Below are 16545 nucleotides of genomic sequence, written 5' to 3'. Positions count from 1 at the left end.
CTCTTTCTACTCAATACTTAAGAAAAGTGATTGGTTTTTAAACTTTGATGAAATCGCCCTGCGAAATAAATACATATTGAATAATATTAATGTTAATTTAATCTTTCTCCTGTATAATTTGAATATATTTTACACAGCAAAGTTGTGTTTAAATTAATTTTTAAATGTTGATTATAGAAGGAAAATGAGCCATGCCATCTGGAAAGCAAAAACAATATTTTCGCGAGAAAACTAATGAAGCATATCTTGACTTAACGAGAGTAAGTTCTATTTATAAGTTTCAAGATCCGTTTTTTAAACAGCCCATGGCAATACCTATACCTAAAGTTGACAAGGTTGATTCGTTCGATACTTGGCTAAATAATGCAAGTAATATATTTAAGACCTTACTGCATTTTACTGAATTCGGTACGTACATGGCGCTTGAAAATATTGAGCAAAACGCCCCATTTAATCCTATTCAAAGCTTTTGCCTCGAATTTTTAGCATCAATAATAGATAGCATAGCAGCGTTGATCCCGGAAGAGAAAAAAGAAATAGAAATAGAAATGCAGCCTATGGGCCAGTAACTCATAAAACAACATAGTACACACTCTAGCTCGGAATCAAAGTGATAAACCATGACGATTGAAGTGATTTGGTAATAGTAACCCATTACCTAGAAAGTGACGAACCGAGCTAGAATACTTTAATTCTTCAAACAATTTGTTTCCTATTGCACAATAGAAAATTCCTATGAAAATCAGATGTTAATGGTTACTATATAAGATAGCTTCGATCCCATGCAAAAACAGCTTATGATAATATGGAATGAAGTTACATTTAATGATTAAGATGTGTTGCCAAATAAAAAGGAAGTGTGATGCGGCTTTGGATCAGGGGATTTACTTGTTTCAGTTTATATACATTAGTATCCTGTACTGTTTCTCTACCGCAACAAAGCCAAATTAAAAATCTAAAAACCGTTCCAGCCATGGAACACTCCATTAACAAAAGTTTACAAAAAAAAGAGATTTTTTCTGAAGGCAAATGGCCTAACAAACAATGGTGGTTATCTTATAATAATCCCGAACTCAACGCCCTGGTTACAGAAGCTTTAGCGAATAATCCTTCAATTCATGAAATCAAAAATCGTATTAAAGTTGCTAAGCAGCAAGCCATTGTTACACGCTCGTTATTAGCTCCTTTAGTTTTTTTTAATGCAGATGAAAATCGACAATATGTAAGTGAAAACGGTTTATATCGCGCATTCAATCATACATTTCCTTTAAACGCCAGACTCTTGGATCTTTCTCTTTCGTTTACTTATGAGTTTGATTTTTGGGGCAAAAACCGTAATCTTTTTTATTCCGCTTTAGGAGAGGCAAAAGTTCGAGAAGCGGAAGCCGCAGAAGTGGAGTTAATTACAAGTACTGCAATTGCTCAAGCCTTTTTTGCATATAAAACGAATCTGGTCAGAAAAAAATTATTTACGCAATTAATTGAAGTACGACAAAAAACTGCAAAATTACAAAACATATTGGTACAAAAAGGACTTTCATCAAAATTGCCTGCATTAGAAACCTCAGAAAAGCTGCTTGAATCTCAAAAATTACTTTCAAGTATTACTGATGAGTTAACAGCCGATAAACACCTGATTAATACTTTAGCAGGACGTGGGCCAGATACTCCTTTGTTAATTAAATCCACACTTCCCTCATTACCTAAGACTCTAAATATTCCCAAAATACTGCCATTGGATTTCTTAGCTCGCAGACCCGATCTTATGGCGCAAATTTGGCGAGCCAAAGCCCTAGCCTATAAAACAGGAGCCGCAATGGCAGAATATTATCCCAATATCAATCTGGCTGGTCTGATTGGTCTGGAAAGCACCAGTTGGAGAAAGTTTTTGGACTTATCGAGTGGTACTGCAGCAATTAGACCTGCCTTGCAATTACCTATTTTCACCGCAGGAGCAATAAGAGCGAATATCAATGCAACTAAAGCACAATTTGATGCAGCAATAGATGCATACAATAATTTACTCTTATTCAGTACTCAAGAAGTTCTTGATGTATTAGCTTTCGCGGAGGATGTCTATCAGCAAAAGTTAGAACAAAAACAAGTAGTGGAGTTTGCAAAACAACGTTATCAATTAAGTTATTTGCGCCAACAAAAAGGCTTGGATAGTTTATTTGATCTTTATTTTTTACAAGAAGAAGTCATTCAAAAAGAACTCGTAGATGTTACTCTACTTTATAACCAATACTTAGCCTCTATAAAATTAACCAGAGCTTTGGGAGGAGGTTACTATCAAAAAACGATACCGTTGGTGAAAAACTCATGAAAGAACGATCCGCCTCTTTTTATTTTACCGTCATTCTTATTGCTCTTTTTATTTTCCTTTTTTTATATTGGCTTTTTGTGTGGCGAAACCAAGTTTATACCAATGATGCCTATGTGCAAGGGAATCAGGTCTATATCAAGTCCTTACGCCCTGGATTCGTAACAGGTATCTATACCGACGATAGTTTTCTGGTAAAAAAAGGACAGCTCATTGTTTCACTAAATGAAACAGACTCACGTATAGCCCTGGAAAAAGCCAAGAAGAAACTTGCAAGTACAGTACGCGATGTATGCCAGGCATTTCATGATGTATTTATCCTGGCTGCAGAGATCGAAGTAAAGAAAGCACAACTTCTAAAAGCACGACAAAACCTGAAACATCGCTATGACGTAATTGATGTCAAAGGAGTTTCTTTAGAAGATTATCAAAATGCACAAGATGATCTAAAAGCTTCAATTGCCTCATTAAAAAGCACTGAAAACAACTATCAAAAAATGCTCGCTTTTGTACAAGGCACATCCATAATCGAACATCCTTGGGTACAAGCAGCAGCGCAGGAAGTACGTGATGCCTGGGTACAGTTATATCGGTGTAAAATATATGCGCCGGTAGATGGACTTGTAGCCCAAAGAACCATTCAGGTAGGCATGTGGCTTTCGCCTAAAGAACCACTGATGTCTATTATTCCTCTGGATCAAATATGGGTAAACGCTAATTATAAGGAAACCCAGCTGAAAAAAATGCGCATTGGGCAGAGCGTTACGTTTACTTCAGATCTTTATGGTTCTGATGTTGTATTTCACGGTAAAATTGTTGGTTTACCAGGTGGTGCCGGGAATGCTTTTTCCCTATTACCCCCCGAAAATCTTTCAGGAAACTGGATTAAAATAGTTCAAAGATTGCCAGTTCGAGTTGCTTTAGAACCGGAGGAATTAAAAAAACATCCTCTGCGAATTGGCCTTTCTTTAGAAGTAACTACCGATCTATCCGATCAAAGCGGCCCTTTAGTACCCACATCAAATTCCGGATCCCCCCATTATGTTACTGACATTTATCAAAAAGAAGAAAAAGGTGATGAACAACTTATCGCAGATATTATAAATACTAATTTGGATCCTAATCTCCAGAAATACGCCAATACGCCACTTACTCTAAATAAAATTGCTTTAAATGGAATGAGTAAACGATGATTCTCTATATTTTACTCTTATCACTTGCTGCAGTAATCTTCAATCTCACCTTACCTATAATGGCAGGTTTATATATTGTAAGCGATCTGGGTGGCAGTCCCTATATGACTTCGTATACAGTCAGTTTTTTTTGTATTGGAAATCTTTTAGGCGTACCTTTGGGAAAACCTGATGTAACGCGATTAAGCCCTATTCAACTTTTTGTTGTTTGTCTCAGTCTTACTGCCTTATGTTCGTGGGGATGTGCTACTGCCAGTGATTTCTTTACGTTTATCTTATTCAGGTTTTTAGAAGGTTTTGCTTCAGGACCAATGTTTCTTCTTATTACATGTACCCTTATTCCTTTGCTCTCTCCTAATAAGGATAAAGTCTATATTGTTTCTTTAGTATTGATTTGTCTTTCAATAATTCCCGTAATAGGTGCTTCTTATGGTGCTTGGATTGCTTACGACTACCATTGGCGATTCCTTTTTTTCTCTAATATACCTTTATGTATCTTTCTAATTTTTTATGTAGGTTATGGTTATAGAAAATATCATGAGCCCGTAAAAAAGAACTATTTTGATAGAGTTGGATATTTGTACTATTGCATCAGCATGATTTTTATTGGAACAGCTTTAACTACTGGCCAAGAGTTAGATTGGTTTCGTTCTTCTTTAATTACTTTTTTGCTTGTTTCTGGTGTAATCAGTCTTGTTTTTTTTATTTTACGAAGTTGGTCAGTCCAACATCCTGTGATTGATTTGAAATTACTAAAAAATTTTTATTTTTCATTCGCGATGATTTATATCGCATTATTTTTCGCACTCTATTTTGGCATGGTTATCTTATTGTCTTTATGGCTAAAACTTTACGTTAATTATACTCCTGATTGGATTGCCCTCATCATAGGAACAATGGCCTTTTGTGGATGGATTCCAGTACTCATCAATAAAAGGAAATATGAACCATTTTATCCATTGCTCATTGCCTTACTTTTTTTTGCGATTTCCTGTTTCTATACGGCCTACTTTAATGTGGATATTAATTTTAATCGGATTGCATTTTCACGAGGATTAGCAGGCGTAGGCCTTGCACTATTTTTATCCCCTCTTTTTCATCTAGCAGTGTACACTTTTCCTGAAACAAAACTTGCTGAATGCATTTGCTTTTTTCATGTTTCGCGCTTGCTGGGCAGTGGATTAGGAGTGGCTTTGTTTCTTATTTTATGGCATAGACGAGAAGTATTTTTTCATCTTCGATTAGGGAGTAGTTTGACTGCATTTTCTCCAGAAACACAACGGTTTCTAGCGCAGGCCAAATTATTACATCTTCAGGGTAAACATGCTTCGGCACAATTAAACTTCTATCTTACGCGACAGGCTACTGCTTTAGCTCTCGATGATTGCTTTTACCTTATGGGTTGGATAGCACTCTTATTGCTGTTTTTTTTAATCCTTATTTTTTTATTTCGTAATACAATAAATTCAACAAAAAAAGATAAGAGTCCACTATTAGATAATAGTATTTTAGAACAAAGATCTTAAAACTGGATTTCCCTACCCGTTCCTGCCCATCTTCATTGGCAAAAGACAAACATCAATTAATTAATCTTAATTCTTCTGTAAAAAAAGGACCATCCATAAGTTTTTCTGGCCATTTAAAAAGCATTACGGTAAGAATATTACGATGTTCACCAAATATAAAATCTACGGATCTAGAACGAGTAGGAATCATCTGATGTTGTATGTTATATACTCGTTCTAAATGATCCCTTATTATTTTAATTGCTGGAGAATCTTTTTTATTTAATAACAACAAACAAACCCCTACTTCGGCGATAACATCATTTTCAGTTCGCTCCATTATTTGTTGTATATTGCGCTCAAAATATTCACTTATCCAACGAAAAGCATCGTCATTAACTGAACTCTGATAATAATGGCTCGCTGCTGTAACAAAATGGGTCATACCATAAATTTTTGCTTCATATTCCAATTCTGATAGTTGACTATCCTTATAATCTGGAAAAGTATGCTGAAATAGTTTGGTATAGGATTTTCTTAAATCAACTATGTGCAAATCATGTAAGTAATAAACGTAATTAACTAATTGAGCCCCATAAATTTTAATGTTTTCCTCATTTAAGATAAATTCCTCCAACCGAGTAATTTGAGTTTTTAATACGTCGATAACGATATTGGTTTGTGGAAACAGAGACGTATTTTCCAAATGATATGAAAAAATTTTATTGGTTATCTCTAATAAGTAAAGATAAAAAAATAGATCTCCATATTGTGATATTTTTCTGATACGTAACTTGTATTTTTGCATAGGATTTTGGTGAGCATCTAATAATAAATTATTTGATTTTTTAAGGATGAGCTCCGGTTGATCGAAACTTGAGAAAAGATAGTGATATTTATTGCTCAAAAAGAAAACATAATCAATAACAGAATTCAAATGTTCTTTATTGCCGGTGATTCGATACATTCTTATTGAAAAGTGCTCTTGTTTCACTATAGGCAATTTATAAAGATTTGATTTATAGTTATCTAAGACTAAATCAGCTATTTCTGAATGACAAATTGCTGAAAAAAAAAATATTAAAAAAAATAAAGGTTTCACAGCCATACTATACAAAGTGGATCTTGAACTGGTTATTAAAAATAATCAGCGTGATTATAGAGTAAACATGAGTTAATTGAAAACGGCATTTAAGCCTATTACCAAAATGCATGTGTTCCGCGTAGCAACACATAGAGTATTTTCACCGCAATTCGTACATAGAAAGATCGCATGACTCAATAATAAATCACTTTGAAAATAAAGCTTATCTGGAAAACAATTCAGCCCAAATCAACAAACTAAGTTAGGATGGATGAAATTGAGATCTTATATAGCAAAAAAAAGTAACCTTTGTCTTTCTCAAAGCCATGAATCTTTATGATTGAGGCATAAAACATCCAGAAAAAAAGCCCGAGTTTCGTTGCGCTAAACTCGGGCTACAATAGCCTAGAATTAAAATAAATAATGTCCTATTCTACCCTACGCCAAGTAGTTCCATTCACTCCATCCTCTAACTCGATTCCACGACTTAATAAGTCTGCTCTTATCTGGTCAGCGCGCTCCCAATTGCGATCGGCACGTGCTTGAAGTCGTTCTGCAATTAATTGCTCTATTTCTACCTTATCCTCTTCAGCAAACCCTGACTGCAAGAAAGAAGCTGGATCGGCCTGCAATAACCCCATAATACCTGCTAAATGCTTCAATGTAGCAGTTAGAGTCGGTGAGTTATTCTTATTTACTTCATGGCTAAGCTGAAACAAAACAGATAATGCAACTGGAGTATTAAAATCATCATTCATTGCCTGGTTAAATTCATTAATCCAATGATTATCTAATTCCCCGTCTACGATAGTATTATTGTCTTTTATGGTTTGATATAAACGAGTTAATGCTTTTTTTGCATTAGTCAAATTCTCTTCAGAATAATTCAATGAACTACGGTAATGACTGCTTAATAGAAAATAACGAACAACTTCAGGATGGTGCTTAGCCAAAACATCAGCAATAGTGAAAAAATTACCCAATGACTTTGACATTTTTTCGTTATTAACTTGCAACATTCCTACATGCAACCAGTAATTTGCAAATGTTTTTTCAGTAGCCGCTTCACTCTGAGCGATCTCATTCTCATGGTGAGGGAATTGTAAATCCAATCCTCCTCCATGAATATCGAATTGCTCACCTAACTCACTCATTGCCATGGCAGAACATTCAATATGCCAGCCTGGACGTCCTTCCCCCCAAGGAGAAGGCCAGCTGGGCTCGCCTTGTTTTGCTTTTTTCCATAAAACAAAATCCAATGGAGAACGTTTTTCTTTCACAATTTCAACACGTGCTCCAGCGACTAATCCTTCTAAATCCTTGTGTGATAATTTACCATAATCAGCAAACGAGTTGACTTGATAACATACATCACCATTATCACTAAGATATGCATTTCCTTTCGCAAGCAAACGCTCAATTAATCGAATAATACTGTTTATATGTTCCGTAGCTCTTGGTTCTACATCCGGCGGTAAAATATTTAACGCTTGTGTATCCTCATTCATTGCTGCAATATATTGAGCAGTCAATTCATCTATTGGTATTGCACGTTCATGTGCGCGTGCGATAATTTTGTCGTCAATGTCCGTAATATTACGCACATATTTCACCTCATATCCCTGGGAACGCAAATAACGAACCATAACGTCAAAAGCTACCATAGAGCGAGCATGGCCTATATGACAATGATCATATACAGTAATCCCACAAACATAGATACCAATTTTTCCAGGTGAAATAGAAACAAATGGTTCTTTTGTTCTGGTTAAAGAATTATATAAATGCAACATATCTGCCCCTTTAGCTTACCCTAGTTTTCCCCAAGTATCTTTCAAGTCAACTACACGATGAAATGTGTTAACACGTCCATCTTTTAATTCATTAACACCATAGTATCCCAAGCGTTCAAATTGAAACACCTCGCCTAATTGTTGATTTGCTAAAGCCGGTTCACAATAGGCTTGCTTTATTTGTAATGAATTATGATTTAAAAATTGAAAAAAATCGTCCTCTCGACCAGGGTTGGGATCATTAAATAAACGGTCATATTCCAATACAGTTACAGGATAAGCATGTGCACAAGATACCCAATGAATGACGCCTTTTACTTTTCTATCCTCAGGATTTTTTCCTAAAGTTTTTTCATCATAGGTACAGCGTAACTCAACAATGTTACCCTGCTCATCATGAATCACTTCGTGACATTTGATTACATAAGCATGACGTAAACGTACCTCAGCCCCAGGAGACAAACGGAAGTATTTTTTGGGTGGCTCTTCCATAAAATCTGATCGTTCAATAAAAAGCTCTCGAGTGAATGGTAAATCACGTCGCTCCGAATTTGGATCTTGCTGATTATAAGCTGGCTTTAATACTTCTACTTTGCCTTCAGGATAATTTTCTATAACTACTTTTATAGGATCCATAACGCATAAAGCACGTTTCGCTGTTCTATTTAACTCATCACGAACACATTCTTCGAGTATGGACATATCAATTACAGAATCACTACGTGATATCCCTATTACTTCGCAAAACTGACGAATTGCAGCTGCCGGGTAACCACGTTTTCTCATACCACGTATAGTAGGCATTCGTGGATCATCCCATCCAGAAACCGCCTTTTGTTCAACCAGTTCACGCAATTTACGCTTTGAAGTAACTGTATGTGATAAATTTAAACGAGCAAACTCTGTTTGTATAGGCTTTGCAGGTAAAGGCAAATTGTCAACGCACCAGTCATAAAGTGGACGGTGATCTTGAAACTCTAAAGTACACAATGAATGAGTAATTTTTTCTAAAGCATCAGAAATAGGATGTGCATAATCATACATCGGATAAATACACCATTCATCGCCTGTGCGTTGATGATGTGCATGTCGAATGCGGTAGATTACCGGATCACGCATATTCAAGTTACCTGATTGCATGTCAATTTTTGCTCTTAATACATGAGCACCATCAGGAAACTCCCCTGCTTTCATGCGTGAGAATAAATCCAAACTTTCTTCTATTGGTCTATTTCTGTAAGGGCTTTCACGTCCAGGCTCTTGCAAGGTTCCACGATAAGCACGAATTTCTTCCATGCTTAAACTATCGACATAAGCCAAATCTTTTTTTATAAGTAATACTGCAAAATCATAGAGCTCATGGTAATAGTCTGAGGAGTGTGTCATGTCATACCATTCAAAACCTAACCAGCGTACATCCTCAATAATGGCGTTGACATATTCTTCCTCTTCTTTAATTGGATTAGTATCGTCAAAACGTAGATAACAGATACCACCAAACTCTTGCGCCAAACCAAAATTCAAACAAATAGATTTAGCATGCCCTACATGCAAATATCCATTAGGTTCGGGAGGAAAACGAGTCACTACAGACTTATGTTTGCCACTCGCCAGTTCATCAGTAATCAGTTGCCTTATAAAATGAGCTCGTTTTTCAGTTAATTCTATCATTGGGATTTTTCCGTCACTGTTATTACTATGTAGCCTCAGTAAAAATAAGCTATAACTCGATTTATCTCATAATACCGGTATCTTATAATACCGGATTCCCAGGTCACGCCATTGCGTTCATCCAAGCCTGTTTACAAAAGGCCATGTTCTCTATATCTCATTAGCAGGAATAATAATGGTATAAGCTTTGCCATTATTTTAAATTTTATCCATAGCATGTCGCATAGAGTAAAGTAAATCTGCCCCAGCTTCCAACATATCTCTATTCGCGTTATAAGCATCCAGAATTCGCGTAATCAGGGCAGCTCCAACAATAACACCATCTGCAAATCTGGCAACTTCTGCAGCCATTTCTGGTGTTTTTATACCAAAGCCTACCATTAATGGAAGATTGGTTTGTGCTTTACGGTGTTGATACTGCGATTTTAAAGACGATATATCCAATGCATCAGAACCAGTAACACCTTTTAAAGACACATAGTACAAATATCCCTTGGCGAAATGGTTAATTAATGCCATTCGCTCATCTGATGTCGTAGGAGAACAAAGAAAGATACTGTATAAGCCATATTTTTGCCAGATCTTGGCTACTTCCTCACTTTCTTCTGGAGGTAAATCTACCAATATCGTTCCATCCACGCCGGATTCTAATGCCTGTTGTGCAAAAAGTTCATAACCAAAATGCTCAATAGGATTTAAATACCCCATTATAACAACTGGCGTTTCTTGATCCTGCAAACGAAATTCTTTCACCATATTCAAAACAGTTTGGCAATGCACGTCCTGAGCAAGCGCTCGCTCCATTGCTTTTTGGATAACAGGTCCTTCAGCCATGGGATCAGAAAATGGAATTCCGAGTTCTAAAATATCTGCTCCGGCTCTAACCAACTCATGCATCAGTTTTACCGTGATTTCTGGATAAGGATCTCCGGCAGTAATGTAAGGGCTAAGCATTTTTTTGCCACTCGCGTGAAGACGCTTTAATGTTTTGTCAATTCGATTCATACGGTAATCCCATCAATTTGAGCCACAGTGTGCATATCTTTATCACCGCGACCCGATAAATTCACGATAATACTTTGGTCCGCAGACATGTTCTTGGCGAGTTTCATTGCATAGGCAACTGCATGACTGGACTCAAGAGCAGGAATAATTCCTTCAACCCGTGTTAAAGTACGAAAAGCGTGCAGCGCTTCATCATCATTAATGGCTTCATAAATTACACGCCCAGTATCTTTTAAATAAGCATGTTCCGGTCCTACCCCAGGGTAGTCAAGGCCTGCAGAGACCGAATGTGTATCTTTAATTTGACCGTATTCATCACAGAGCAAATAAGTTCGGTTACCATGTAAAACCCCTGGTTTTCCGGCAATCAATGAAGCAGAATGTTCGCCACTTTCTAAACCTTTTCCTCCCGCTTCAACTCCATAAATGGCAACTGTTGAATCATTCAAAAAGGGGTAAAATAAACCAATTGCATTAGAGCCTCCACCTACGCAAGCAACTAATGCATCGGGTAAACGTCCAGTCTTTTCCAGAAATTGGGCTCTAGCTTCAATGCCAATAACAGATTGAAAATCTCTAACCATCTGTGGATAAGGATGTGGGCCTGCGACTGTCCCAATAATATAAAAGGTATCATCAACATGGCTGACCCAATCGCGCATCGCCTCATTTAATGCATCTTTTAACGTTTGCGACCCTGATGTGACTGGGACAACTTCCGCGCCTAACAATTTCATGCGATAAACATTAGATGACTGACGTTTTATATCCTCAGCCCCCATATATACCACGCATTCCAAACCTAATTTAGCCGCTACTGTTGCTGAAGCCACCCCATGTTGGCCTGCGCCTGTTTCGGCAATTACCCTGGTTTTTCCCATACGTGTAGCAAGGAGCGCTTGCCCTACCGTATTATTAATTTTGTGCGCTCCGGTATGATTCAAATCCTCTCGTTTTAAATAGATTTGTGCCCCACCAATTTCCCTGCTTAAACGTTGTGCATGATAAAGTGGATTAGGTCGTCCTACATAATCTTTTAATTCAGCATTTAGCTCTGCTAAAAAATCGGGATCTTTTCGATATTTTGCATACGCTTCTTCTAATTGTTTTAATGCATACATCAAAGTATCTGCTACGAAAATACCACCGTAGGGACCAAAGTGCCCGTGCTCGTCAGGAAGCTCTTTTTTGTTCATTTCTACCTTCATTAACTTCTTAAAAATGTAGCCTGGGTGAAGCGCAGCATAACCCGAGATCCGCGATCCAATTTCCCAGGTTACGCTGCGCTTCACCCAGGCTACTATATTACCAATTTAACAATTTCTGCATAAATCGACTCATTTTGCCATGCTCTTTAATCCCAGGTGATACCTCAATACCACTACACAGATCTACGGCATAAGGATGACATGATTTAATTGCTTCGAGTACATTAAACTCATCTAATCCACCAGCCAATATGTAAGGCTTTTCCACCTTTTGTGGAATAATTTTCCAATCAAAAGCGCATCCAGTGCCGCCTCGCGCTACATCTGAAGGTGTATCTAACAACAACGCGCTTGCGGTTTCAAACTCCTGTACTGTCTGATGAATATATGCGGTTGAATTACAATGTATGGCTTTTATAAAAGGCTTATTAAATTGCTTACAAAACTCAGCTGATTCATCACCATGAAACTGCAATAACTGAATTGGCAGTTCTTCTACTATTTTATAGACTAAATCTCGCTCAGGATTCACCAAAACAGCAACCGAATCTACAAATGCAGGCAAATCTTTTAATAAGGCTTTTGCCTGATCTATTGAAACATAACGAGAACTTTTTGGATAAAAAATCAAACCTATAGCATCAACACCCAGATTAATGGCATGTGCGATATCTTCGCTACGTGTCATTCCACACATTTTGACTCGCATGCGTCCCAGATTCATTATTTCTCCACAAGAAAAGAAGGTCCCGGATTATTCTGTAATATTGAAAACGTCTGAGGATAAGTCACTTGCACTAAATACAATCCATACGCGGGTGCTGTTTCTGCACCTAGTCTCCTGTCTTTTGCTTTTAGTACCTCATCAACCCAAGATACAGGATGTTTTCCCGAACCGACTGCAATTAGCACACCAGCGATATTACGCACCATATGATGTAAAAAAGCATTAGCAGTTATATCAATTATAACCAAATCACCTGTGCGACTAACCTGTAATTTATGGATATTCCGCATAGGCGTGTTTGACTGGCATTCAACAGAACGAAATGAAGTAAAATCATTCTCGCCTAATAAAACCTGGGCCGCTTGATGCATCAGACGATGATCTAATTGCCTGTATTGCCAAGTTATATTGCTTCGAAATAAAGCAGGTCGAATGGCTCCATTATAAATGACATAACGATATCTTCTTGCAGTAGCAGAATATCTCGCATGAAATTCTTCTGTTAATTCCTTCCCCCATTTAACACAAATGTCTTTAGGCAGAAAAGAGTTCACTCCATGGATCCATGCACGAATGCTGCGCACTTTATCACAGTCAAAATGAATTACTTGATTTGTAGCATGCACACCAGTATCTGTCCTGCCTGCACAAACGACAGAAATAGGGCCATCTGCTACCTTTGATAAAGCATGTTCTATGGCTTGTTGCACAGTATGCAAGCCTGTTTGTGCTTGCCAGCCATGATACTGGCTACCATCGTACTCAAGCACTAAGGCAATACGCATTGAATATTCCTGATAAAAGGGTCAATTTATAATACAGTATATGTTTTGTCTATACCTTAATATGATTGATTTACAAGTTTATTAGATATTATAGTAATTTCTTTTGTCTAGATTCTGATTTTTAGTAATTAAAGAATTTTGCACACTATAAATTTACAGATAAAATCCCTTCTTCAAAAAGCATCTTCAAACTATCTTATTGATTTGATTCATTCAATTATGATACTTTCTCATGCCGCAATTAATTAGCGCCATTTATTGGTGCATATCTTAATCATTAAATTGAGACTCATTATGAAAAGGAATTTATTTTACTTAGGTATTACCACTTTATTATTTGTCTTCCATAGCCCCTCTTACTCTAAGAATATCGAAAACATACAAAGTTCCTTACATCAATCTATTTCCAACGCTCAAGGCAATTGGTTTACATCACTTGGAGGAGGCGCGCAATTTCCTGAGTTAAATTCCCATACGAAAGTAAATAATGGCTCGGGATTTCCAGCTCCTTATGGTGCTGATCGTTACTCAATCACGAATGATAATGGAGGAGTTATTGCAGCCTCTATGGGCCGACGTTGGCATAATGATAGCATCTGGTTTCCTTCTTATTCATTGAGTATCTTTTGGCAGTACTTTTTCAAAACACATATCAGCGGTGAAATAACACAATATTCCTTACCGCAATTTACCAACTACAATTACAATCTGGATTTTACTTCCAATCTCTTATTAGCCTCTGGAAAAATTAATCTGATGCGATATGGAATTTTTTCACCGTATATTAACGGAGGGATAGGCACCTCTTTCAACAATATTTCTAACTATAGTGAAACAGCATTTGCAGGAGTTACCCCACGAGTTAGTGCTGGGTATAGAAATTCTAATACAAGTGAATTCGCTTACAATGTAGGTGCCGGGGTTGATGTGCAAATCCTTCCGCAATTGTTCCTCTCAGTTGGTTATATTTATCAGGATTTAGGCCCCCTCTCCTCTGGTCACGGAGTTAATGCATGGACTGGAGAATCATTAAATCTTGGTTCCTATCGTTCAAACGAAGTCTTAATCACAGCTACCTATCTTTTTGGTACTGAAAAAAACTTTGTCAAATAAAGAAAGGAAAACATCATTGCCTGGGCATAGCACAGCCCGGGTTAATTTGATAATGGATCCGGGGTTACGTCTTTGCCTTCGCCCTGGCTAGAATTAAAAACATTATGACTTCCCTTGAATCTCATCAATTAAGCGTTGAGCTTCTTCTTTTTGTGACTTGGTACCATGCTCCATTACTTCATTTAGAGAATGCAATGCAGATTCTATATCTTCCATTCCAATATACGTTCTTGCAAGAGCCAACAGAGTATCTAATGCCTTTTTGTTCTTTAACTGGGAAAGACCTCTACTCTCCTCTTCTTTCTGTGTTTGAATGACCTCAACAGATGAAGAAGGAGTAAAATCCAAACCATTGTCATCTTCTACGAGCTCTTGAGAATTATCTTCATCTAGGGTGGGCTTTGTTGTAAGTTTATGATGTAAACCCGATTCAAACTCTAGTAAATTATCCTCTTGATGTTTATCTTTTTTGCTTTCATCAGTTTGCTTGGATGATTCAATTTTTTCTTCAGTAGGTATAATTTCCAGCAATTGCCCTTCATCTGTTATCAGCAATTGAGGCTCAATAGCAGCAGAAGTATGTTCTCCAAGATCACCGGCATCTTCTAATTTAGGTTCAGGCTTTAATTCAGATTTAAATTTTACTTCAGGCACAGATTTTACCTCAGGCTCAGATTTTACTTGGGGCTCAGATTTTCTTTCCTGTAGGGGATCTTTCGTAATTAGCCCATCATCTGAACTAATAATGGGTCGAGTTGAAGCCCGATGAAGTGTATTGCTCTTCTCTGTAGGCGATCCTTTCTTTCCTTGATCACGCCATTTAAAATAATAATATGCAACGACGCCACTAGCTCCACCAGCAACCAGCAATAATAGGAATAGAATCCAAGACTCATAGGGTTGATCAGAATTGCTCTTGGAGTTGGCTTGCCCTGCAATTGCTATCCGCTCTTTCATCATCGTTTGAATTTGATTACGGATTAATTGAAGCTCCTGATCCCGCATATCCAATTGGTTTTGTAATTTTTTATTTTGCGTTTGTAATAAGCTTAATTGTTCTGTTAATAGTGCATTAGACTCTCGCAAAGAATCTACAGCAGCAGTTGTAATTGATATTTCAGCCTTCAGTGTCCTATTTTGCTCTGGACTTACTTGTTTTTGAGTCTCCAGTGACGGGATTGGACTTGGCAAAGTAAATCTCGAGAACGTTTGATTCGGTACCAAAGTCGAAACATCAGAAAATTTTGGCACAGGAGGTATTTGCGAGTACTCAACAGAGTCAGCACTAGATGCTTGACCTGTTATATAGGGTGGAGCTATTACATGATTAATTGATGCTTTTTCATTCCATGCTTTATCATGAGCCATTACTTCAACTGTAGCTAAGTCAGCGGGAACCTCCTGAAACTCTTTATCAGAAGGAATTTTAAGGCGAACACCGGTTTTCAATCCATTTAAATTTCCATCAACAAATGCTTCAGGATTTGCTCCCACAATTGCAAGAACAATTTGTGGTAAAATTGCTTCAGAAGTTTTATATCTTTGCGCAATTTGCCATACATTTTCATTAAATATTGTAGGACCATAAACTGCAATTTTCTTTTGACCAGCATGATTCACTTTATGATATTTTTTAGTCGAATCCGTTACATTTTGATGATTAGCGAATTTTCTCTGATATGTTAAACCGCTTTGTGCAGTTGCATTCGCTAATTTATAGCCTGGTGGATCCAACAATACCGTATAAACTTTATAGATTTGTCCTTTTGGCCAGATCAAATCAACAATTAGTTGCACATAAGGATCCGTCATTCGTTCTGTAGAGTGAACTTCTACAACGAATTTTCCCTTCTCATTTTTTCTAATATCGAAAGAAAGAGAATTAACTTCTTCAGAGCGCTCAATACCTAAACTTCGGTAGCTTTGCGGTTCAGCTAGCCCCACTTTAATACCAGACAAAGAAACGTCCTGTACATCGAGTAACTCAATTTCAGCGAGAAAAGGCTGGTCTAATGCTGATTCTACTTTCATTTCACCTAATCCTAGAGAGTAGGCGCTCATTGGCAAAGTAAGTGAAAATAGAGATGAGAATAAAACCTTTTTTTTCAATCAGCGCTCCATGCCCATTGGATTTGCAA

General features: G+C 37.2%; 13 protein-coding genes. 5 read left to right on the top strand and 8 right to left on the bottom strand.

Annotation, left to right across the window (positions count from 1 at the left end; all coding sequences use genetic code 11):
- Positions 1 to 191: 191 nt before the first annotated feature.
- The 4 genes from DGG96_RS03145 (at position 192) to DGG96_RS03130 (ending at position 5042) form a co-directional block, all read left to right on the top strand.
- Positions 192 to 569 carry a hypothetical protein gene (locus DGG96_RS03145; protein ID WP_110141563.1) on the top strand — a complete coding sequence of 126 codons (378 nt, stop codon included), beginning with the start codon at positions 192 to 194 and terminating at the stop codon, positions 567 to 569.
- A 293-nt stretch (positions 570 to 862) separates the two neighbouring features.
- A complete protein-coding gene (locus DGG96_RS03140; protein ID WP_110141562.1) occupies positions 863 to 2326 on the top strand; it encodes an efflux transporter outer membrane subunit in 1464 nt (487 codons plus the stop codon).
- Entirely contained in the window at positions 2323 to 3516 is a 1194-nt protein-coding gene (locus tag DGG96_RS03135; RefSeq protein ID WP_110141561.1) for an HlyD/EmrA/EmrK family protein, read from the top strand. The genes DGG96_RS03140 and DGG96_RS03135 overlap by 4 nt, the downstream gene beginning before the upstream one ends.
- Positions 3513 to 5042 carry an MFS transporter gene (locus DGG96_RS03130; protein WP_110141560.1) on the top strand — a complete coding sequence of 510 codons (1530 nt, stop codon included), beginning with the start codon at positions 3513 to 3515 and terminating at the stop codon, positions 5040 to 5042. Before DGG96_RS03135 ends, DGG96_RS03130 begins: the two co-directional genes overlap by 4 nt.
- A 52-nt stretch (positions 5043 to 5094) precedes the next feature.
- Here DGG96_RS03130 and DGG96_RS03125 read toward each other — a convergent pair whose 3' ends face one another.
- From DGG96_RS03125 to truA, 7 genes are all read right to left on the bottom strand, one after another.
- Entirely contained in the window at positions 5095 to 6123 is a 1029-nt protein-coding gene (locus tag DGG96_RS03125) for a DUF3541 domain-containing protein (protein ID WP_158618858.1), read from the bottom strand.
- 410 nt (positions 6124 to 6533) lie between these two features.
- On the bottom strand, positions 6534 to 7898 hold the full coding sequence (gene cysS, locus DGG96_RS03120; RefSeq protein ID WP_110141558.1) for a cysteine--tRNA ligase: 1365 nt from the start codon (positions 7896 to 7898) through the stop codon (positions 6534 to 6536).
- Positions 7899 to 7913: 15 nt separating this feature from the next.
- Positions 7914 to 9569 (bottom strand): glutamine--tRNA ligase/YqeY domain fusion protein, encoded by a 1656-nt coding sequence (locus tag DGG96_RS03115; RefSeq protein ID WP_110141557.1) that lies wholly within the window; start codon positions 9567 to 9569, stop codon positions 7914 to 7916.
- A 198-nt stretch (positions 9570 to 9767) separates the two neighbouring features.
- The gene (gene trpA / locus DGG96_RS03110) at positions 9768 to 10574 is read right to left on the bottom strand and encodes a tryptophan synthase subunit alpha (RefSeq protein ID WP_110141556.1); all 807 of its coding nucleotides are present in this window, start codon (positions 10572 to 10574) and stop codon (positions 9768 to 9770) included.
- Positions 10571 to 11770: a tryptophan synthase subunit beta gene (gene trpB, locus DGG96_RS03105; protein WP_110141572.1), complete on the bottom strand. Its 1200-nt coding sequence runs from the start codon at positions 11768 to 11770 to the stop codon at positions 10571 to 10573. The genes trpA and trpB overlap by 4 nt, the downstream gene beginning before the upstream one ends.
- 109 nt (positions 11771 to 11879) lie before the next feature.
- Positions 11880 to 12506 carry a phosphoribosylanthranilate isomerase gene (locus tag DGG96_RS03100; protein WP_110141555.1) on the bottom strand — a complete coding sequence of 209 codons (627 nt, stop codon included), beginning with the start codon at positions 12504 to 12506 and terminating at the stop codon, positions 11880 to 11882.
- Positions 12506 to 13294: a tRNA pseudouridine(38-40) synthase TruA gene (gene truA, locus DGG96_RS03095; RefSeq protein WP_110141554.1), complete on the bottom strand. Its 789-nt coding sequence runs from the start codon at positions 13292 to 13294 to the stop codon at positions 12506 to 12508. Before truA ends, DGG96_RS03100 begins: the two co-directional genes overlap by 1 nt.
- A 294-nt stretch (positions 13295 to 13588) precedes the next feature.
- Here truA and DGG96_RS03090 point away from each other — a divergent pair, with 294 nt between their 5' ends.
- A complete protein-coding gene (locus DGG96_RS03090) occupies positions 13589 to 14407 on the top strand; it encodes an outer membrane protein (protein WP_110141553.1) in 819 nt (272 codons plus the stop codon).
- Positions 14408 to 14509: 102 nt separating this feature from the next.
- Here the strand turns inward: DGG96_RS03090 and DGG96_RS03085 are convergent, their stop codons facing one another.
- On the bottom strand, positions 14510 to 16516 hold the full coding sequence (locus DGG96_RS03085; protein ID WP_110141552.1) for a motility hub landmark protein FimV: 2007 nt from the start codon (positions 16514 to 16516) through the stop codon (positions 14510 to 14512).
- Between the last annotated feature and the right edge of the window lie 29 nt (positions 16517 to 16545).

The organism is Legionella qingyii, from assembly GCF_003184185.1.
Note: the sequence above shows the minus strand (reverse complement) of the source record. Positions and strands in the feature narration are given on the sequence as shown.